At 42.2% G+C, this 20,194-nt stretch carries 16 protein-coding genes and 1 tRNA gene; 10 read left to right on the top strand and 7 right to left on the bottom strand.

Annotated features, from left to right (window positions below):
- Positions 1-111: 111 nt before the first annotated feature.
- The 3 genes from V5804_RS00740 to V5804_RS00730 form a co-directional block, all read right to left on the bottom strand.
- Positions 112-2,103: a prolyl oligopeptidase family serine peptidase gene (locus V5804_RS00740; protein ID WP_369589458.1), complete on the bottom strand. Its 1,992-nt coding sequence runs from the start codon at positions 2,101-2,103 to the stop codon at positions 112-114.
- A gap of 437 nt (positions 2,104-2,540) precedes the next feature.
- A tRNA-Ser gene (locus tag V5804_RS00735) sits at positions 2,541-2,627 on the bottom strand.
- A gap of 72 nt (positions 2,628-2,699) precedes the next feature.
- Positions 2,700-4,766 (bottom strand): HD family phosphohydrolase, encoded by a 2,067-nt coding sequence (locus tag V5804_RS00730; protein WP_369589457.1) that lies wholly within the window; start codon positions 4,764-4,766, stop codon positions 2,700-2,702.
- An 81-nt stretch (positions 4,767-4,847) separates the two neighbouring features.
- Between V5804_RS00730 and V5804_RS00725 the strand changes: the two genes are divergently transcribed.
- The 5 genes from V5804_RS00725 (at position 4,848) to ruvB (ending at position 10,501) form a co-directional block, all read left to right on the top strand.
- Positions 4,848-5,357, top strand: a complete 510-nt coding sequence (locus V5804_RS00725) for a hypothetical protein (protein WP_369589456.1) — start codon at positions 4,848-4,850, stop codon at positions 5,355-5,357.
- 384 nt (positions 5,358-5,741) lie between these two features.
- The gene (locus V5804_RS00720; protein WP_369589455.1) at positions 5,742-6,662 is read left to right on the top strand and encodes a hypothetical protein; all 921 of its coding nucleotides are present in this window, start codon (positions 5,742-5,744) and stop codon (positions 6,660-6,662) included.
- Between the two features lie 77 nt (positions 6,663-6,739).
- Entirely contained in the window at positions 6,740-8,260 is a 1,521-nt protein-coding gene (locus V5804_RS00715) for an MFS transporter (RefSeq protein WP_369589454.1), read from the top strand.
- 47 nt (positions 8,261-8,307) lie between these two features.
- Complete coding sequence (locus V5804_RS00710) at positions 8,308-9,075, top strand: polyprenol monophosphomannose synthase (protein ID WP_369589453.1); 768 nt, start codon at positions 8,308-8,310, stop codon at positions 9,073-9,075.
- Between the two features lie 406 nt (positions 9,076-9,481).
- Positions 9,482-10,501 (top strand): Holliday junction branch migration DNA helicase RuvB, encoded by a 1,020-nt coding sequence (gene ruvB / locus V5804_RS00705; protein WP_369589452.1) that lies wholly within the window; start codon positions 9,482-9,484, stop codon positions 10,499-10,501.
- Between the two features lie 117 nt (positions 10,502-10,618).
- Here the strand turns inward: ruvB and V5804_RS00700 are convergent, their stop codons facing one another.
- On the bottom strand, positions 10,619-10,840 hold the full coding sequence (locus tag V5804_RS00700; RefSeq protein WP_369589451.1) for a heavy-metal-associated domain-containing protein: 222 nt from the start codon (positions 10,838-10,840) through the stop codon (positions 10,619-10,621).
- Positions 10,827-11,069 carry a hypothetical protein gene (locus tag V5804_RS00695; RefSeq protein WP_369589450.1) on the bottom strand — a complete coding sequence of 81 codons (243 nt, stop codon included), beginning with the start codon at positions 11,067-11,069 and terminating at the stop codon, positions 10,827-10,829. Before V5804_RS00695 ends, V5804_RS00700 begins: the two co-directional genes overlap by 14 nt.
- A 201-nt stretch (positions 11,070-11,270) precedes the next feature.
- On the opposite strand from V5804_RS00695, the gene V5804_RS00690 reads away from it, so the two are divergent.
- Positions 11,271-12,221 (top strand): DnaJ C-terminal domain-containing protein, encoded by a 951-nt coding sequence (locus V5804_RS00690; protein ID WP_369589449.1) that lies wholly within the window; start codon positions 11,271-11,273, stop codon positions 12,219-12,221.
- A 42-nt stretch (positions 12,222-12,263) separates the two neighbouring features.
- The gene (ade, locus tag V5804_RS00685) at positions 12,264-13,907 is read left to right on the top strand and encodes an adenine deaminase (protein ID WP_369589448.1); all 1,644 of its coding nucleotides are present in this window, start codon (positions 12,264-12,266) and stop codon (positions 13,905-13,907) included.
- 149 nt (positions 13,908-14,056) lie between these two features.
- On the opposite strand, the gene V5804_RS00680 is transcribed toward ade, so the two are convergent.
- Positions 14,057-15,040: an aldo/keto reductase gene (locus V5804_RS00680; protein WP_369589447.1), complete on the bottom strand. Its 984-nt coding sequence runs from the start codon at positions 15,038-15,040 to the stop codon at positions 14,057-14,059.
- Between the two features lie 331 nt (positions 15,041-15,371).
- On the bottom strand, positions 15,372-16,088 hold the full coding sequence (locus V5804_RS00675; protein WP_369589446.1) for a class I SAM-dependent methyltransferase: 717 nt from the start codon (positions 16,086-16,088) through the stop codon (positions 15,372-15,374).
- Between the two features lie 264 nt (positions 16,089-16,352).
- On the opposite strand from V5804_RS00675, the gene V5804_RS00670 reads away from it, so the two are divergent.
- The 3 genes from V5804_RS00670 to V5804_RS00660 all read left to right on the top strand — a co-directional run bounded on the left by V5804_RS00670 (position 16,353) and on the right by V5804_RS00660 (position 19,980).
- Positions 16,353-17,660 carry an ammonium transporter gene (locus V5804_RS00670; RefSeq protein ID WP_369589445.1) on the top strand — a complete coding sequence of 436 codons (1,308 nt, stop codon included), beginning with the start codon at positions 16,353-16,355 and terminating at the stop codon, positions 17,658-17,660.
- A gap of 293 nt (positions 17,661-17,953) precedes the next feature.
- A complete protein-coding gene (locus V5804_RS00665) occupies positions 17,954-19,003 on the top strand; it encodes a glutamine synthetase beta-grasp domain-containing protein (protein WP_369589444.1) in 1,050 nt (349 codons plus the stop codon).
- Positions 19,004-19,233: 230 nt separating this feature from the next.
- Positions 19,234-19,980, top strand: a complete 747-nt coding sequence (locus tag V5804_RS00660; RefSeq protein ID WP_369589443.1) for an aspartyl/asparaginyl beta-hydroxylase domain-containing protein — start codon at positions 19,234-19,236, stop codon at positions 19,978-19,980.
- Positions 19,981-20,194 lie beyond the last annotated feature (214 nt).

Below are 20,194 nucleotides of genomic sequence, written 5' to 3'. Positions count from 1 at the left end.
CCTTTCCAATCTTTAGAAAGGTAGCAAGCCATGCTTCCCCTCTCGAGAGGGGTCAGGGGTGTGTCCTTGATAAATAGCTGTAATAAATGATGTAATGAATAATAAAAGTTGCTATTTCGATCCTTTGCTTTTCCATTTCCAGTCTTCCCCAAAAAAACCGGCTTCGCTTACTTTTCCGGGATAGATTGGGCCGGGAGGCGTGTTCAAATCAATAATTGCCCAGTCTGGTAACATCGGGATTTGTTTGGCATTGTTTAAAAAGGATTCTTCGCGAAAAGTAAATCCGCTGTTCAAAACCACATATTTTTGCGTGTTCAAGGGGTTTGGGCAGATCAGGATCAAAGCGTGGTCTTTAGAAGGATAAGCATTACCGCCAACCTGTATCTTTTCCGGATCCCATTTTATCGGAAGCTTATTTTTGATCTTTGCAATAACCTGGTTGCTTTCTTCGTCCCCAAAAACAATTAGGTTTGAAGACAGATCGGCCGCAGTAATATCAACATCGTTTTTCACGATTGCATCCCCGCGGAACTGCCTTCTCCACAAAATTAAAAAGCGTTCCAGTTCTGCCTTCGACCATTTGTCAAACAGTTCATTTTTGCTTTTTCCGGTTGGTTTCACCACAATAAAAGCCGACATAAAAGCATCGTCAATTGGCCCTTGCAAATCGTGTTTTTTAACCAGTTTTGATGGTGGATTGCCTTGAACCCAGTTTTTGTTTTCTAAATAAAAACTTAAAACCGAGGCTTTGGATGGCTGCTTTAAAGTAACCGTTGTGCCATCAATATGAATGACAATTGGTTTTTTTAAGTTGATTACCGTTGACAAAACTTCGGACTCAAAACTCAGTGCCAAAACATTGGTGGTTTTTAGGGTGATGGTTTGGTTGGAGATGGTGCCATCAACGCGGGCTTTTTCCCAATGCTCTTTTAAGGCATCCAAATTGAGCCAGTACATCCTGTTGTATTTCAGCGTATAAGTTGTGAAATGAAGTTCTTTTGGTGCTGGCCGTTTTCCTTTTTCCGCTTCTGTTTCCAGCAAACTATCTACAATTTTGGCTGAAGCCGGATGATAAGCATGGCCGGTATTTGGCCCAACAACCCGAACGAGGCTGATCCCCTCCTGCTTCATTGCCTTTTCCATCACGTCGGCCGCCTGTTTTTGGAGGTCTTTATCCCCGTTGTAAGCAATGATCGGCAGGTTAGACAAATTGCTTGCATAATCGGTACAATCGTACAAATGCAACAGCTTTTTTTCGTACCAGTTTGGGTGGATGGTTTCTTTGTCCAGCAGCAAAAATTTGGTTGTTTCTGCAAAACCGGCCCCGGGGTTTGCGGCAAGCCATAAATCAGGAAAATGAACGGCAAAATGCCAAACTGCCGCGCCGCCCATCGAAAACCCACGGTCAAAAATCCCGTTTTCGTTGATCGGATATTGCTTTTTTACAGCCGCCAATGCTTCCTGCGCGTCCACTTCCCCGGCAAATTTAAAACCATTGCAATACCTGCCGTAAGGGTACAGCATAATGGTGTTTTTCATGGCGGGCATGGCCGGGAAAAATCCTTTTCCGTTCGCTATAAAATTAAATTCTGACAAGTATTCGCCGCGGCCGTGAAACCAAAACGACAAGTTGTATTTTGCTTCTTTTAGGCCATCATTTTCCGGGATGCTCAATCCGTAAGGCTGCACCGAGCCATCAATTTTAGAAACATAACCACGTACAACTTCCCCTTTTTGCGTTGTCCAGGGCGCTTTTCCTTCCAATAAATCTGCTGCACGCTGCCGGCCTGTTTGCAATAGTTTTTTGGCGGAGGCAACTTCTTCTAAATGAAAAAACTCGTGGTATTTTAGGGCATAATCAACCGCTTTGTAATAAATTAGCACATCGGGCAAAAGATTAACCGTAAACTTGTCCTGCTTTAATTTTAATTGGTTGACTTCTTTTGCAAATTCTTGCAGCCCGGTTTCCAGTTCTTTTTCGTCCGCATCCGGAATTTGGATACCGATGGCCGGAACCCTTCTTACTTCCGTTAAATCTTTTTGTTGTGCAAACCCAAACTGGCCGGAAAAGATGAGCAGGATGAAACAAATGATGGAACGCATAGACCGGGATTATTTTTTTAAAGGTATCGAAGCTAAATCAATTGTGGGGCAAACCTCTAAAAAAAGAAAATGATACCAATGCTTCTTTTACCACCCTAAATTTAGTGGCATAAAAGAAGTATCGGTATCGGTTTTAAAAATAAAAGGATTTGATAAAAATTTGTCGCGCTAATCAATGGACTTGTTTAAACTTATTCTTTTGTGCTTTACGCCATGCTTCTTTTACCCTATAAAAATTGGTATTGCCTGGTTTTGATTTGATTTGTTAAGGCTGATAAGCACCAATTTTTATAGGGTAAAAGAAGCATCAGCCAAAAAGAGGCCGGAAAAAAAATTTTAAACAAGTTCAATTTCAAAAACCTACACTAAAAAATTTGATTATAAAAAAAGCCTCTAAATCTTAGATTTAAAGGCTACGACAGGTTTTTAATAGATTGCGGTGAGGGAGGGATTCGAACCCTCGGTACAGTTTCCCGTACGTCAGTTTAGCAAACTGATCCTTTCGGCCTCTCAGGCACCTCACCTTTTTGCTTTTGCAGCAACGCTTTTTTGAGGCTGCAAATATAGCAATTCACTTTTCCCGTCAAAAAATATTATCAATAATCAATCCGCACGTGGTAAATGCTCATCAGCATCTTTTTAAAAATATCTTTTACGGTCTCAATTTCTTTTAAAGTGATGTTGCTGTTTTTCAATTGCCCCTGGTCTAATTTGTAGTTTACCAACTTGTCAACCAAATCGTTAATGGATTTAAAGTTGGGTTCTTTTAAGGCACGTGAAGCGGCTTCCACCGAATCGGCGAGCATTAAAACACCGGTTTCTTTGGAAAAAGGGATTGGGCCGGGATATTTAAAAATATTTTCGTCTACCAGTTTTTCAGGGAAGTTTTTTAAAAAAGACTGGTAAAAATAGTCCACCCGCGTGTTGCCGTGGTGCGTGCGGATAAAATCAACAATGATTTCGGGCAGGTTTTTTTTTCGCGCCAGCTCCACGCCTTTTTGCACATGGCGGATGATGACCCGCGCGCTTTCTTCATACGAAAGTTTATCGTGCGGGTTGAAGCCCTGGTTTTGGTTTTCGATAAAATATTGCGGGTTTTCTACCTTGCCAATATCGTGGTACAAAGCCCCTGCCCTCACCAACAACGCGTTTCCGCCGATGGTGTAAATGGCGGTTTCGGCCAGGTTGGCAACTTGCAAAGAATGTTGAAAAGTGCCAGGTGCTTTAAAAGCCAAGTCCCGAAGCACGGGCGAATTGGTATTGGTCAGTTCGATCAGCGTAATATCCGAAGTGATGCCAAACACTTTTTCGAAAGCATAAATCAAAGGATAAGCCAGCAGCGTTAGCAAAACACTCACCACAAAAGGCAGGAAATCGTTCCAGTCAATCGAACTGAAACTTCCTTCGCGGATAAACGAAATCCCCAGAAAAGAAACCAAATAACAGCCTGCAATCAGCAAGGCCGAGATCAAAAATTGTTCTCTGCGGATCAAATTTTTAATACTATAAATGGCAACCATGCCGGCCGTCAATTCATAAAAAGCAAACTCAAAACTGTTGGGCACAAAAAAACCGGCCACCAAAACCACCAGCAAATGGATGTTGAGCGCCAACCGTGTATCAAACAAAATGCGGATGATGATCGGCACAATGCAATACGGGATGTAGTATAAATTTGGGATTTGGAAACGGATGGCCCAGGAAAGCGTTACCAGCATCGAGGTGATCACCAGCAAAATCAGCCCGACCAAGCGGTTATCGTTATAAATGTCGCGGCGAAAAAGGTATAAAAAAAACAGCAGCAGGGTTATGACCAAGAAAACCAGCAAAAACTGTCCCAGCAAAACCATTCTTTTGTCGCCGCTGATATGAACGTTATCTTCAAAAGCTTTTTTAAACGATTCTAATTTCTGGTAAACATCCTGGTTGATAACAGAACCTTTGGCCACAATCAGTTCGCCTTTTTGCACCATGCCGCGCGTTTGCGAAAGCCCATCCAGCGTTTCGTTTTCCAACTGCAAGGTCAGCGGGTTATCATAACTTAAATTGTATTGGATGTGGTCTTGCAGCAAACCGATCAAAAACGACTTGTCCAGGTCGTGGCGCTGGCCCAGCACCTGGTCGCAGTAATTCAACGCCCTTTCGCGGGTAAAAATTTCGGCCGTGTTTTTAGTCTGGGCAATCTTGTTGTTTAAAATAGTTACGTCGTAATTTTCGCCCGAATGCTGGAACCTTTTGTTCAAAGCCAGCACGCCTTTTTGATAAACGTTGCTAAGCAGTGCTGTTCCTAATTTTAAATAAGCTTCTTTTTGTTTTTCGTTCAATGCCGCGTTGTGCCATTTGATCTCGAAATCGTTCCGGAAATTTTCCAGTTCCTGCTTTTCAATGTTTGGATTGTATCCATAGATCGGGCTGATACTTCGCAAAGCGGCTTCCCGGTCGGCATCCAGTTCGACATTGGTTTTCAGGATGGCAAAGTTGTAGGGCGAGATCAGGTCTTTCTGGTTCCAAATCCGGCCTTTGCCATATTCAAACCGAAACTTGGCCTGTTTGGGCAGCGTAAAAATGATCACAATTACGGCGGTGAACATCATCAAAAACTTGATGTTCATGGCAAATTTCCGCATCAATGCTTTCTGTCGGGAAGAGTTAAGTATAGCCATCAAAAATCATTACCCATCAAATTTAAGATAAGTTTCTGTTTTATGGGTTTTCCTTGTTATATTTAGTGAAATCAAAAGCGTATGTACAGCCCGTTTCCTGCTTCGGCATTCAATTTAAAAATCATCAGAACCGGTTGGTTTCGCGCCAAATTTGAACTGACAGACGGAAAAGCAACTTACGGCGAGCTGGTTTACCCTTACTTTTTCACCAAAAAAGCAGTGGTAAAAACAGCATCGGCTTCCTGGGTTTTTCAGCAAAAATTCTTTAGCCGCACGATTTCTATAACCGATGAAAACAGTTTAGCCGTTGGGGAATTAAGAATGAAATGGTTCGGCAGGAACGCGGAATTGCATTTGGCAAACGGAAGCAAATTTACGTTTTCGCGCCCTTCATTCTGGAAGCGGAAATATTTTTGGTTGGATGATCAGCAAAAGCAAATTGCAACTGTTCAACCACATTTTTTTTCGGGAACAATGGATATTGCTTTTGAAAAAAATCTACAGCCCCAAACTTTGCCCCTGCTTTTGGTTTTTTTGGGAACACATTTGATAACTTTAAGGCGACGCAGAAGAGCAGCGGCGGCACACTAATTTTAGTGGCATAAAAACAGTATGGCTGTTTAGTTTTGGATCTAAATTGGATTTAAAAATGAATAAAGTTTGGGTTGAGAAAATTTACAAGCTACACGTTATCAAGAAAACTTTCGTTTATATTCAGAGCCTGTTTTTTAATTTGTATAAGAAAAATGTTAATACTTCTTTTATGCCTATAAATTCTGTATCCATTATTGTATTGTTTCTGAAACCGAAATAAGGCAATGATTTTTAGGTGGTAAAAGAAGCATACGAAATATTTGGACAAGATTTAAACAAATCTTGACGGTAAAATTTTAATTAATTAAAATGAACAATTGGAATTGTCGTTTACAAACTTGGATACAATTTGTACACTTGCAAAAAAAACTTTTCGTTTTGATGGCCTTTACTTTGATCCAATTCAAAACTTTTGGACAAACCGAAATTGCAAACCAAAACAAAATAAAAAGTTACGAAGACAGCTTAAAAACTTTGGGCTTTACTTTGGTAAATAACGAAAACGACCTGGAACGCAAAAATGCCAATTATCATTTTATCCGCACTTTGGTTGCGGCTTTAAAAATCCCGGGTTCGTACAAGTACAAATTTGACTCGGTAAAAACAGTATCGTTGTTGTATTCGCCCGATAACCAATTCCGTATTTTTTCCTGGCATGTGATGAACGAAGACGGCAGTTTCCGGTATTACGGTTCCATCCAAATGAATACGAAAGATGAACTGAAACTGTACCCGCTGACGGATTATACGCCTTTTCTTCCCAGCCCCGAAGATTCTGTTCTAACGCCGCAAAAGTGGTATGGCGCGCAGTATTACAAAATCATCAAGGCCGGAAATGAAAAACCCTATTACGTTTTGCTAGGCTGGAAAGGCAACACGGTTAAAAGCACCAAAAAAGTAATCGAAATTTTATCCTATAAAAACAGTATGCCGGTTTTTGGCCTGCCGGTTTTTGCCGACGAGAAAAATAAAAAGCGGATTGTTTTTGAATACAGCCGCCAGGCTTCGATGCTGTTGCGCTACGTACCCGACAGGCAGTTGATTGTGTTTGATCATTTGGCGCCGCCCGATCCGAAAGTGAAAGTTGACCGCAGTTTTTACGGCCCGGATTTAACATACGATGGTTATCAGCTTAAAAACGGCAAATGGAATTTGGTGCAGGATTTGGATATGCGCAACATCCCGGAAGACCGCGACGAAGGTTATGTTGACCCGAGAAAACAACAGACTGGTTCGGCAACAACGGTCAAAAAAAAGCCAAGTTCTTCATTATCAATCAAAAACAGTGTTAAAAAGAGTTAAATGAATTGTTAAATGTTAAAAAACGCATGTTTTTATCATCAATTTTGCTTTAATTTAGAAAAAATCTAATCCAACACATGCCAGACACGTCTATAGTAGAATCTACGTCGTTAAAAAAAGCAAGGATCCCGCGCAGCATACCTTTTATAATTGGCAACGAATTTTCCGAAAGGTTTAGTTTTTACGGCATGCGCAGCATCCTGGCCATCTTTTTGGTCCATCAGTTTTTTAACCCGCATGGTTTGGCCAACCTAACAAACGAAGCGGAAGCAAAATCCAACGCTTACACGCATGCTTTTTCTACCTTGGTTTATTTTACGCCGGTTTTAGGAGGAATCTTGGCCGATTGGTTTTTCGGAAAATACCGCGTTATCCTGATCGGTTCTATCATTTACACTTTCGGCCATTTTGTACTTTCTATATTTGACCAAAGTTTGCCTGGTTTTATTACCGGAATGATGGTGATCGCCTTTGCGGCCGGTGCCATTAAATCTTGCGTTTCGGCCAACGTTGGCGATCAGTTTGACCACAAAAACCAGCATTTGATGAGCAGTATTTACGGCTGGTTTTATTTTAGCATAAATGCCGGTTCAACAGTTAGTATTTTGCTGATCCCGGTTTTGTATAAAAATTACGGCGCTTCGGTTGCCTTTGGCGTCCCCGGGATTTTGATGGCTTTGGCAACCGTTATTTTTTATTCCGGCAACAAACGTTATGTAAAAGTTCCGCCAACAGGCATCAAAAAAGACAATTTTATCAGCATTAATTTCTTTGTGCTGAGGACTTATTTCAGCAACAAAGACAAAACCAAAACTGCGTGGCAAATTGCCGAAACCAAATATGGCGTACAAAAAGTTGATGCCATGAAAGCCGTTTGGCGTGTGATGTCGGTTTTTGCCTTTATCCCAATTTTTTGGGGAATGTGGGACATGAACCAATCCGAATGGGCCTTGCAAGCCGATAAGCTGGATTTGAACTTGGGCATTTTCGGCATAAAATTATTAGCCTCACAAGTTCAAGCTGCCAATGCTATTTTCCTTTTATTGATGATCCCGGTTTTTAATTATGGCGTTTACCCGTTAGTAGAAAAAATGGGCATTAAGCTCACTTCCTTACGTAAAATCGGCGCCGGCCTTTTTGTAACCGCTTTAAGTTTCGTCATCATTGCTTTGTTGCAACGCCAGGTTGAGTTAGGAATGCACCCTTCTGTATGGTGGCAAATATTTGCTTATTTGTTGCTTTCAGCAGCAGAAGTAATGGTTTCGATTACGGGTTTGGAATATGCATATACGCAATCTCCGCCTTCCATGAAAAGCACGATGACGGCGATTTGGTATTTAACTTACTCTGTCGGTACTTTTTTTACCACCATAATTAATGTGGGCCGTTCAAAAGGCGGCTTGTTTTATGCTTTTGCAGATAACGAAAAATACTTTTGGCTGTTCGTCGGGATCATGCTTTTCTTCTTTGTCCTATTCCTGCTTGTAAGCCCGAGGATTACAGAAAAGGCTTACTTAGTTGAACAACATATTGGCGACGGGTTGGATATCAAAGGCGATAAAACTCAGGAAATCCATCCCGATAACCCAATAGTTTAAGAATAAATTGTACCAGATCATTCATTTATAAAACCAGCTTTTTCCACGTGCCCGACAGTCTTGTTATTATACCTACTTACAACGAACGCGAAAACATAGAACGCATTTTGCACAAAGTATTTTCGCTGATGCACGATTTTCATGTGCTGGTAATTGACGACGGCTCTCCGGACGGAACAGCAGAAATTGTTAAAAACCTTCAACTGATCTATCCCGACACGTTATTTTTGCACGAACGTTCCGGGAAACAAGGTTTAGGAACTGCTTACATTTTCGGGTTTAAATGGGCAACTGCGCGTCATTACGATTTTATTTATGAGATGGATGCTGATTTTTCGCACAACCCGGACGACCTTTTGCGCTTGCGCCAGGCTTGCGTTGATGGCGCGGACGTGGCTATCGGCTCGCGCTACATCAACGGCGTTAATGTGATCAACTGGCCCATGAGCCGCGTGATGATGAGTTATTTTGCTTCGGTTTACGTCCGTTTTATTACCGGGATTGACGTTCAAGATGCCACTGCCGGTTTTAAATGTTATCGGCGCAAGGTTTTAGAAACCATCAAATTAGACAAGATCGAATTTGTGGGTTACGCTTTTCAGATCGAGATGAAATTTACGGCGATCAAACACGGTTTTAAAGTGGTAGAAGTGCCAATCATTTTTACCGACCGCAGGCAAGGCGTTTCTAAAATGTCAACCAAAATATTCCAGGAAGCTATATTGGGCGTGGTGAAAATGAAGGCCAGCAGTTGGTTTAAAAAGTATCCGCAAAACACCAAATCCAAAAAAACAAAAACGTTGCAAAACAACTGATGCTGTTTTTATCGGTCAATTTTCATTGATGCTTTTCTGTGCCTTTTTAAAAACGATTTTATACTATTTTTTTTCATTGCCGTTGGCTTTAGCCAACGGGTAGCCATGAATTCTGGAATTGGCTTTAGCCAAATAATATAAATGAATTTTGGCTGAAGCCCGCTGCTGCCTTTATTTTATCCGTTGGCTGAAGCCAACGGCAATGAAATATATAAAAGCAGAAAATCATAATGCCGCTTTTGTGCTTGTAAGCCTTGTTTCTGTTTTTATGAAAGAATGCCAAAAACTTCAAAACCAATGTTTTTTATGAGATAAAAGAAGCATCGAAAATAAACCGAACAATATTTAAACAAGCCTACATTTTTCGCGCTTCCCTTCCAATAAAAAATACTAATTTTGTTGGTAAATGAACCAAAACCTCGACCCAAACCCTGACCATCTTTCTTCGGTAGAAAAAGAAATCGAAAAAGTGCTGCGGCCGCAGGTTTTTGAAGATTTTACCGGACAGGAAAAAATACTGGAAAACCTAAGCGTTTTTGTTCAGGCGGCGCGGATGCGCGGCGAAGCATTGGATCATGTGTTGCTGCACGGCCCACCGGGATTGGGGAAAACCACGCTTTCGCACATTATTGCCAACGAGATGGGCGCCGGTATCAAAATTACTTCCGGCCCGGTTTTGGATAAACCTGGCGATTTGGCCGGTTTATTGACCAATCTTGAATCCGGCGATATTTTGTTTATTGATGAAATCCACCGTTTGAGCCCGTTGGTGGAAGAATATTTGTACTCGGCAATGGAAGATTACAAGATTGACATCATGCTCGAAACCGGCCCAAACGCGCGTTCGGTTCAAATCTCGCTAAACCCTTTTACGCTGATTGGCGCTACTACACGTTCCGGTTTGTTAACGGCTCCTCTGCGCGCCCGTTTTGGCATCAACGCCCGGTTGCAATACTACGATGCGAAGTTATTGACCACCATCATCCTTCGTTCGGCACAAATTTTAAAAACACCGATTGCCGAAGAAGGCGCTTACGAAATTGCCCGCCGCAGCCGCGGAACGCCACGTATTGCCAACGCTTTATTAAGAAGAACACGGGATTTTGCCCAGATCAAAGGCAACGGAACGATTGACATCCCGATTGCCAAATTTGCGCTGAATGCATTAAACGTGGATGAACACGGTTTGGACGAAATGGACAACAAAATCCTTTCGACCATTATTGATAAATTTAAAGGCGGGCCGGTTGGCCTGAAAACCATCGCCACCGCCGTAAGCGAAGAAGAAGGCACAATTGAAGAAGTTTACGAACCGTTTTTGATCCAGGAAGGCTATTTGATGCGCACTTCCCGCGGCCGCGAATGCACCGAAATTGCTTACAAACATTTGGGCAGGATTAAAAGCGGGCCGCCAACTTTGTTTTGATAATGATTTTTAGGTGGTAAAAACAGCATGCTGTTTTTACCACCTAAAAATCATCCAAGTTTCATTCAAGATTTTTGTCGGTTTTGACAAAACTTGAAGTCCAAACAAAAAAACAAACTACGAAATCCGTTCCGCCTTAAATCCGACTTTCTCTAAAACCGCAACCACTATGGGTATGGCGGTTTCTTCTGCGTCAACGGTTAAAGTTTTTTCTGCGCCGCTTACATCGGCTTTCCAGCTTCGTACTTCTTTTAACGCATCCAAACCTGGCGTTACTGATGCAACACAACCGGCGCATTTCATCGAAGTTTTAAAAAGAATAGTTTTACTCGCTGCCACTGCTTGTTCCCCCCTCGTTATTGGTGTGCACATCCTCGCCGTCTTGTCCGGCAGTTGAGTTTTGCGAACTTTCCCCATCTTCAACATCATCATAATGGATATAGCCGCCGCTGGTATGGTTTTCGTCATTTTCGCCAATACCGTGTTGTTCATTATACACAGAAGGTTTTTTATCTGCACCGTTTTCATCCGGTTTTTGATACTGATTGGATTGATTTTGATTGGACATGGCAGTTTATTTTTTAAGTTTACAGTTTAAGCACCAGATTTTGCCGTGCTTCTTTTATCTATACAAAACTGCCAAACGTTTAAAATGTTTATCCAAAGCAAGGCTAATAATTAAACAGGTATCTGTTTCAAAAGCAGGCCGTAGTTTCAGGTTTTGTTTACTTTTGAAACAGAAGGCGAAAACCACCATCAGCAAAAAACAATGGAATATAAAGACTATTATAAAATTTTGGGCGTAAGCAAAACGGCAACGCAGGACGAAATTAAAAAAGCTTACCGCAAACTGGCGGTGAAATACCATCCCGACAAAAACCAGGGCGATAAAGCTGCCGAAGCCAAATTTAAAGAGGCAAACGAAGCAAACGAGGTGTTGAGCAAGCCCGATAAGCGCAAACAATACGACGAGCTGGGCGAAAACTGGCAAAATTACCAGCAGGCCGGCGGCTATGCCAATTATGGCGGTGGCAGTCCGGGCGGCGGCGGCAGGCGGAGCAGCGGTGGCGCAGGCGGTTTTTCTACAGAAGATTTTTATGGCGGCGGCGGCCAGTTTTCCGATTTTTTTGAAAGTATTTTTGGCGGAGGAGGAATGCCGGGCGCAGGCGGAAGAACCAGCGGCGGCGGCAGGCGTGCATCAAAAGGCGAAGATTTGATGGCCGAAATGCACATCACGCTGGAAGAAGCTTTTCATGGCGCTTCCCGGCAGGTAACCATCGGCGATTCTAAAGTGAACATGAAACTGAAGCCCGGCGTAAGCGAAGGCCAGCTTTTGCGATTGAAAGGCAAAGGCGAACCGGGAAGGAATGGCGGCGCAAACGGTGATTTGCTGATCACAATGCACATTTTGCCAAACAACAAGTTTGAACGCAAGGAAAACGACTTGTATTTTGACCAGCCAATTGATCTATATACAGCTGTTTTGGGCGGGAAAATTGCCGTTCAAGGCATCAGCAAAACGGTAAACATGACGATTGCGGCAGGGACCGACAGCAATAAAACTTTCCGTTTAAAAGGTTTGGGCATGCCGCATTATAAAAACCCGGAAACGTTTGGCGATGCTTACGTCCGCGTTGTTATCCAAACGCCGAAGAATTTATCAGCGGAAGAAAAAGAGCTTTTTGAGCAATTGGCCGAATTAAAAACGCCATCGGCATAAACCGTTATTCGTATTTTCGCCGAGATTTTTGCTGCCCATCCTATGCTTTTTTCCCTTACCGCCCAGTTTGTTGATATTTTATTAGAAAAAATATATCTGGTCGAACTGACGGTGAAGGACGGTTTGATCCACGACATCAAAAAAGTACCGGTAAAAGAAGCATCGGCACTTCCGTTTTTAACGCCGGGCTTTGTGGATGCGCATGTACACATAGAAAGTTCTATGCTGATCCCTTCCGAATTTGCACGATTGGCCGTAGTGCACGGAACGGTTGGAACGGTAAGCGACCCGCACGAAATTGCCAATGTTTGCGGTTTGGCCGGCGTAGAGTTTATGATCGAAAATGGAAAAACCGTTCCCTTTAAATTTAATTTTGGTGCGCCAAGCTGCGTTCCGGCAACTGTTTTTGAAACGGCAGGCGCGGTTTTAAATGCGGACGAAGTAGAGGATTTGCTTTCGCGAAAGGAAATCAAATATTTGAGCGAGATGATGAACTTTCCGGGTGTGCTTAACCAAGAACCGGAAGTGATGCAGAAATTGGAAGCTGCCCGAAAAAATCAAAAGCCAGTAGACGGACATGCACCAGGTTTGCGCGGAAATTTGGCCAAGCAATATATTGAAGCAGGGATAAGTACCGACCATGAATGTTTTACTGCGGAAGAAGCGTTGGAGAAGCTCGGTTTCGGCATGAAAATTTTGGTCCGCGAAGGAAGTGCCGCCAAAAACTTTGACGCTTTGGTTGGGTTGATGCACGAACATTCCGATCAAACTATGTTTTGCAGCGATGACAAACATCCCGACAGTTTGGTTGCTGGCCATATTAACCAGCTTTGCGCCCGCGCCGTTGCTGCCGGTATTGACAAATTTAAGGTGCTAAAAACAGCATGTCTCAATCCGGTTTCGCATTATCAATTAGACATCGGACAATTGCAGGTTGGCGGCCCGGCAGATTTTATCCTTTTAAACGATTTAAACGGTTTTGAAGTTTTGCAGACTTATATTGACGGAGAATTAGTTGCCGAAAACGGTGAAAGTAAAATTGAAATACAAGCTTCGCAAAACATCAACAACTTTAACTGCCTAAAAAAAACACCGGCAGATTTTGCTTTTCCGGCAGAAAAACCTTCGGCAGAAAAACAAAAAGTTACGGTAATAGAAGCGCTTGACGGACAATTGATCACCAACAAAACCGAAACCGAACTACCGGTGAAGGATGGCTTTGTTGAACCGGATTTGGAAAAAGATGTATTAAAAATTTGCGTGGTAAACCGCTACCACGAGGCACCGGTTGCCAAAGCATTTATCAAAAATTTTGGTTTGAAAACGGGTGCGCTGGCATCATCTGTTGCGCACGACAGCCATAATATTGTGGCGGTTGGCACCGATGACGAAAGCATTTGCAAAGCCGTAAATTTAATTATTGAAGCACAAGGCGGCATCAGTTGTGTTGGAAAAGGTTTGGAAAAAGTTTTGCCGCTGCCAATTGCCGGGTTGATGAGTGCCGCAGACGGGTACGAAGTTGCAAAATCCTACACCGAAATTGATGCGTTGGCCAAACACTTGGGATCCCAGCTCTCCGCCCCTTTCATGACACTGAGTTTCATGGCTTTGCTGGTAATTCCGCATTTAAAACTAAGCGATTTAGGTTTGTTTGATGGCGATGGGTTTAAGCTGATCAACACTTAAAAACAGGTGGTAAAAGAAGCATTGCCGTTTTGCTTTTTGTCATTTCGACCAAAGGGAGAAATCCTCTTCAAAGTGGTTGTTTATTTTGGTTGAAAGAAGATTTCTCTCTTTGTGGTCGAGAAGGCAGAAATGGGACTTTCCGACGAAACCTAAAAATGCCCGCGGATAGAACCAAAAATTTCCTCATCATACAATTTCCTTAATTGCTGATGGATTTCCTTGGACAAAGGCGGAAGCGCAGAAGCTTCAACATTGCTTTTTACCTGCGAAACTTTGGATGCACCGGGGATAACCGTCGTAACTTCGGGATGGTCTAAAATCCAGCGGATCGCCCATTGTGCCAACTGCTCGTCTGGCATCAGGTTTTTGATTTCTTTGGAAAGCTTTACGCCTTGTTTAAACTCAATCCCCGAAAAAGTTTCGCCGGCATTAAAAGCCTGGCCATCGGCATTAAAATTACGGTGGTCTTTTTCTTCAAACTGCGTGTTTTCGTCAAACTTTCCGCTTAGCAAACCACTCGCCAAAGGCACGCGCACAATAATAGCCACGCCTTTTGCTTTGGCTTTTTCAAATATTTCATCAGCAACGTGCTGCCGGAAAAGGTTGAAGATAATTTGCAATGAAGCCAGGCCATCCTGCTCCAAACAAAGCAGTGCTTCTTCCGAGGTTTCCACACTTGCACCCCAATTCAAAATTAAGCCTTCGTCTTTTAAATGTGCCAGGTATTTAAACACTTTCCCGGCACGCATTTCTTCGGTCGGGATGCAATGCAACTGCTCCAAAAACAAATGCGATTGCCTCAAATGCTGCAGCGAATCTTCGACTTGTTTCCGCATCAAATCATAAGTAAAATTCTGAGGCCAGCCATTTGGGGCATCCGAGCGGCGGCCTAATTTGGTGGCTACATATATTGGTTTGGTTTGCGTTTTCAAAAACTTGCCGATCAGTTTTTCGCTAACGCCCATTCCGTAAACATCGGCCGTATCAATAAAATTGCCGCCGGCATCAACATAAGTTTGCAAAATTTGCATGGCTTCTTCTTCGCCCACATTTCCCCAATCTGTGCTGCCCAATTGCCATGTTCCAAGCCCGACTTCGGCTACTTGTACATTTTTAAATAATCTGTAATTCATAAAGTTTAAACCTCGAAAAGTAGTTTTTGATTGTGAAGTTGTTTAAACTTTTAACTGCCATCATCCTATTATTTGTTTAATTTGATAAAGGACACACCCCTAACCCCTCTCGAGAGGGGAAGCACAGTTTGCTACCTTTCCATCGTTAAAAAGGTAGGCTCCATATTTCCCCTCTCGAGAGGGGCAAGAGGTGTGTTTCGCTTCTATGTTTAAAAAAACATAAGGATTAATACCTGAACAAAAAGTTTAAACAACTTCTGTTTTAAAACAGGAAAATACACTGATTTTTATGCGATAAAAGAAGCATTGATGTTTTGGTCTAATAAAAGCTTCAATCCACTTTCTGGTAAAGCAAAAAATGCTGGATCGGTAAAAATTCACTCCGCTGGAACAATTTAAACCCGTTTGCCGCCAGTTCTTTGTTTGCCTGCGCAACCGAAAGTTTGTGCAGTTCTTTAATTTCTATTTTAAGGTCTTCCGCCCGGTATTCCAGCAAAAGCAATTTCCCGCCCGGCTTCAAAGCTTTGCGCAAAGCCTGCAAAACTTCGTGCGGGTACAACAATTCGTGGTAAACATCTACCATAATGGCCATATCAACCGAAGCATCAGGCAAATTGGGCGAAGTTGCTGTTCCTTTAATCACCTCAACGTTTTGCTGGCCCAGTTCTTTTTTCTTTTGGTTGAGGTAGCGGACAAACTCGTCCTGCACTTCAACGGCGTAAACTTTGCCTTGCGGTACTTTTTTGGCGATACGAAACGTGTAATAACCGGTCCCGGCGCCAATATCGGCTACCACAGAAGTTGCAGTTATCGGCAGTTTATTGATGGCCAAAGCCGTATTTTCTTCCTGCTGGCGGTTGTTTCGCTCCAGCCAATCCGCCCCTGCCGCGCCCATTACGGCGGCAATTTCCCTTCCGAAATAAAATTTTCCGGTTCCGTCTGCTGTGGCTTCTTTAATAGTATAAATGGAACTTTGCCGGGTTTTTGGTTGGGCACAAGCCGTTAACACCGCGAAAAGAACCGGAAACAGAAATGCTTTTTTTACCATTGTTTTTTGGGTTTTAATACAATCATACAACAACAACAATTGATAATTGTGCCGGCTTTAGCTGATGTACTAAATAAAAACCGTGCTTTCGTTTCAATCTTCGTAAAATAAGTGCCGCCTTTTTGCTAATTTGTACAAAATGAACAACTATTACTGCTTTTATCGTTACAAATCTTGTAAAAAGAATATCAAAACTACAAATAACAGTTTTTTTGCCAGAAATATAATAGCTTGCAGCATTAATTTTTGATATAACTTATAATAATGAAAAAAACGTTACCATTTATCCTGCTACTTATTGTAATGGCAGCCGCACTGCTTTTTGGTTCTGTTGATTTAACTGATGTAAAAAACAGTAAGATTGATACCGGAGATACGGCCTGGCTTTTAATTTCTACCGCTTTGGTTTTAGTAATGACACCAGGGCTCGCTTTTTTTTACGGAGGAATGGTACGTAAAAAAAACGTTATTTCTACCATGCTTCAAAGCTTAGTCTGCCTGGGCTTGATTACGGTAATCTGGGTTGTTTGTGGTTTTAGCCTGGCTTTTGGTGCTGATTTTCATGGCATTATCGGCAACCCGGCAACCTTTTTTATGATGAGGGGCACATTGGGCAACAGCTCGTTTGTAACAATGCCTACGATACCGCTTATTTTGTTTGCCATGTTTCAGCTTAAATTTGCGGTTATTACACCTGCTTTAATCACCGGCGCTTTTGCAGAGCGTATTCGTTTTAACTCTTATTTAATTTTTTTATGCCTTTTCATCCTGTTTATCTATGCCCCGCTGGCACATGCCACCTGGCATCCGGATGGGTTGATGTACAAAGCAGGCGTATTGGATTTTGCAGGCGGAACAGTGGTGCACATGTCTGCCGGTTGGGCCGCTTTGGCCTCTGCCTTATATTTGAAACAGCGCAATTCGCCCGACCATAACCCTGCGCGCATCAGTTATGTTATTTTAGGGACTGGTTTACTTTGGTTTGGCTGGTTTGGTTTTAATGCAGGCTCTGCCGGCGGCGCCAGCGTTTTGGCCGCAACAGCTTTGGCCACCACCACCACAGCTTCCGCCGCGGCAGCCATGTCATGGATATTTTTTGATATGATGCGAGGGAAAAAACCTTCGGCCATGGGTGCCTGTATTGGTGCCGTGGTTGGGCTGGTGGCCATTACGCCTGCTGCCGGTTATGTAACCGTTCCAAATTCGCTGGTTATTGGTATTGTTTCTGCCGTAGTCAGCAATTTGGTGGTCATCTGGCGTTCTAAAACCAGCATTGATGATACATTGGATGTTTTCCCTTGCCATGGCGTAGGTGGGATGATGGGCATGTTGCTGACTGGGGTTTTCGCCAACAAAGCGGTAAACAGTGCAAATACCACTGGCAACGGTCTTTTTTACGGAGAAACACACTTGTTCTTCGTTCATATCCTTGCCCTGATTGGTGTTTCGATATTTGCATTTGTTGGTTCCATAATTTTATTGCGTGTAGCCAATGCCATCAGCCCGCTTCGTGTATGTTTAAATGATGAACTGGTAGGATTAGACCAAAGCCAGCACGACGAAGAACTTTAAAATTGCCCATGCTTCTTTTATCACCTAAAAATTGGTCAACTATTTTTTATTTTAAAACTATTTTGACCCTTTAAATCAATAAAGTCTTTCTATGGCCAAATTTAATTTACAATTTTCTTAAAAAATAGATTATCTTCTTTTAAAAATAATCATTTTATTAAATAATACTGTTTTTAAAAATTTTTTCTTAAAAAGAAGTAGGTTTATTGATAATAATTAAACTTTACTTTCGCAAACAGTATATTTGTTTTTGAAAAAGCACTTTTAACTAATAATAGACAGCAAAATCAACTATGGCAGCAAAATTAGAATACATTTGGCTGGATGGCTACAAACCAACCCAAAGTTTACGTAGTAAAACTAAGATTGAAAAAGATTTTAGTGGAAAATTAGAAGATTGCCCAAATTGGAGCTTTGATGGCTCATCAACAGAACAGGCACCGGGAGGTTCATCAGACTGTATCTTAAAACCGGTTTTTATCTGCAAAGACCCGCAAAGAAAAGACGGTTATTTAGTGATGTGCGAAGTATTGACTTCGGATGGAAAAGCGCACCCTTCCAACGGCCGTGCTTTGATTGATGATAATGACAACGATTTTTGGTTTGGTTTTGAGCAGGAATATTTTCTGTGGAACCCTGAAACCAACAAACCATTAGGCTTTCCGGTAAATGGCTATCCTGCGCCGCAAGGCCAGTATTATTGCTCAGTTGGCGCACAAAATGCTTTCGGCAGACACATTGTGGAAGAACATTTAGATGCTTGTTTGGATGCCAGTTTAAATGTGGAAGGCATTAACTCGGAAGTTGCTGCCGGGCAATGGGAATTCCAGATTTTTGCTAAAGGCGCCAAAGAAGCCGGCGACCAGATTTGGGTTGCACGTTATTTGTTGGAAAGGATTGGCGAAAAATTTAATGTCTCCATCAACTGGCATTGCAAACCTTTGGGCACTCTGGATTGGAATGGTTCTGGCATGCACGCTAACTTCTCGAATACAACTTTAAGGACCGCAGGCAGCCAGGGTGCTTATGATAAAATTTGTGAAGCTTTCCGTCCGGTTGTGAAAGAACATATTGAAGTTTATGGTGCCGACAACGAAAAACGTTTGACCGGCAAACACGAAACAGCTTCTATTTACGATTTCAGTTATGGCATTTCTGATCGTGGCGCTTCCATCCGTATCCCGCTTGCAACGGTAGAAAGAGGCTGGAAAGGCTACCTGGAAGACCGCCGCCCTAACTCGGCCGCCGACCCTTACAAGGTTGCTGCCCGGATTATCAAAACCGTAAAATCTGTTGCCGTAAATGACAATAGCGCGGTTGCTTTAGAAGCTGAACTGGCTTAGAAATCGCTGTAATATTTTATTCAAAAGGTACAAACTTTAGGGTTTGTGCTTTTTTTATTGATTATTACCTAATGCTTCTTTTATCGGTGTTTTTTTAGTGACAGGCCTATAAATAAACCGGCAATTTCGAGTAAAAATAATTACACAACTACAACAATTTTTTTCAGGAACCATCACCGCTTTTTTGTTGATTTACAAAATCCCTAACCATAATTTAGGTTTGATTGATCATGAAAAAGTTAAAAGATAAACTGACGAATTTTATCACTTTCCGGGTGATGAACAATGTATTGCTTGGCCTAGGCAAGTTGATGAGGCCATTTTCAAAGGTGAGCAATAAACCGGTACTTCCAAACAAAGATTTTTACTGGGCCAAATTACTGGAAGACAATTGGGAAGCCATCCGCAACGAGCTTTCGGCTTTGCTGCAACACGATGACCATTTGCCTAACATCGAAGACATCCAACCGCAGGAGCAGGCACTGAACCAGGACAATAAATGGAAAACGTTTTTCCTGTACGGTTTCGGTATCAAGTCAGAAAAGAATTGTGAGAAATGCCCGATAACTACGCAGGTTTTAGAAAGCATTCCCGGAATGCTCACCGGTTTTTTTTCTATTTTATATCCGGGCAAACATATTCCGGCACACCGGGGGATTTTTAAGGGAATTGTAAGGACACATTTAGGAGTTATTGTGCCTGAAAGCACCAAATGCCGGATGCGTGTGGGCAATGAAATCATCAACTGGAAAAACGGCAAAGCCGTGTTTTTCGACGATACCTACAATCACGAAGTTTGGAACGAAACCGACAGCTTACGTGTGGTATTATTGATTGATACCGTTCGCCCATACAGAAGTTGGGGTGCCAAAATCAACAACCAAATCATCAAAGGCATTACCGAATCTGTTTATGTAAAACAAGCGTTTAAAAAGAACGAGGATTGGGAAAAAGCTTATTATAGTGTGTTCCCTTAAATTGGTGTTTAAGGAATTGCTAAAACTGTTTATAAAATACAAAAAGGTGCAGGTTCTTAACTTGCACCTTTTGTATTAAGTTGGGTTTGAATGCTTCTTTTATCGGTATTTATTTGGAGAATTTAGTGATCATAACAATTAAATAAAAAAACAAAACTGTAATTTTGAAACATGGGAATATTAATTGTACATCCGGAAAATGAAGAAAAATTAG

It is taken from the genome of Mucilaginibacter sp., assembly GCF_041088075.1.
Taxonomy (GTDB): domain Bacteria; phylum Bacteroidota; class Bacteroidia; order Sphingobacteriales; family Sphingobacteriaceae; genus Mucilaginibacter_A.
This window is presented reverse-complemented; position numbering and strand designations above follow the sequence as displayed.

What these genes read in the sequence shown, in the direction of transcription:
- V5804_RS00740 (WP_369589458.1), bottom strand. Translation starts at nt 2,103, where the DNA reads ATGCGTTCCATCATTTGTTTCATCCTGCTCATCTTTTCCGGCCAGTTT.
- V5804_RS00730 (WP_369589457.1), bottom strand. Translation starts at nt 4,766, where the DNA reads ATGGCTATACTTAACTCTTCCCGACAGAAAGCATTGATGCGGAAATTT.
- V5804_RS00725 (WP_369589456.1), top strand. Translation starts at nt 4,848, where the DNA reads ATGTACAGCCCGTTTCCTGCTTCGGCATTCAATTTAAAAATCATCAGA.
- V5804_RS00720 (WP_369589455.1), top strand. Translation starts at nt 5,742, where the DNA reads ATGGCCTTTACTTTGATCCAATTCAAAACTTTTGGACAAACCGAAATT.
- V5804_RS00715 (WP_369589454.1), top strand. Translation starts at nt 6,740, where the DNA reads ATGCCAGACACGTCTATAGTAGAATCTACGTCGTTAAAAAAAGCAAGG.
- ruvB (WP_369589452.1), top strand. Translation starts at nt 9,482, where the DNA reads ATGAACCAAAACCTCGACCCAAACCCTGACCATCTTTCTTCGGTAGAA.
- V5804_RS00695 (WP_369589450.1), bottom strand. Translation starts at nt 11,069, where the DNA reads ATGTCCAATCAAAATCAATCCAATCAGTATCAAAAACCGGATGAAAAC.
- V5804_RS00690 (WP_369589449.1), top strand. Translation starts at nt 11,271, where the DNA reads ATGGAATATAAAGACTATTATAAAATTTTGGGCGTAAGCAAAACGGCA.
- ade (WP_369589448.1), top strand. Translation starts at nt 12,264, where the DNA reads ATGCTTTTTTCCCTTACCGCCCAGTTTGTTGATATTTTATTAGAAAAA.
- V5804_RS00680 (WP_369589447.1), bottom strand. Translation starts at nt 15,040, where the DNA reads ATGAATTACAGATTATTTAAAAATGTACAAGTAGCCGAAGTCGGGCTT.
- V5804_RS00675 (WP_369589446.1), bottom strand. Translation starts at nt 16,088, where the DNA reads ATGGTAAAAAAAGCATTTCTGTTTCCGGTTCTTTTCGCGGTGTTAACG.
- V5804_RS00670 (WP_369589445.1), top strand. Translation starts at nt 16,353, where the DNA reads ATGAAAAAAACGTTACCATTTATCCTGCTACTTATTGTAATGGCAGCC.
- V5804_RS00665 (WP_369589444.1), top strand. Translation starts at nt 17,954, where the DNA reads ATGGCAGCAAAATTAGAATACATTTGGCTGGATGGCTACAAACCAACC.
- V5804_RS00660 (WP_369589443.1), top strand. Translation starts at nt 19,234, where the DNA reads ATGAAAAAGTTAAAAGATAAACTGACGAATTTTATCACTTTCCGGGTG.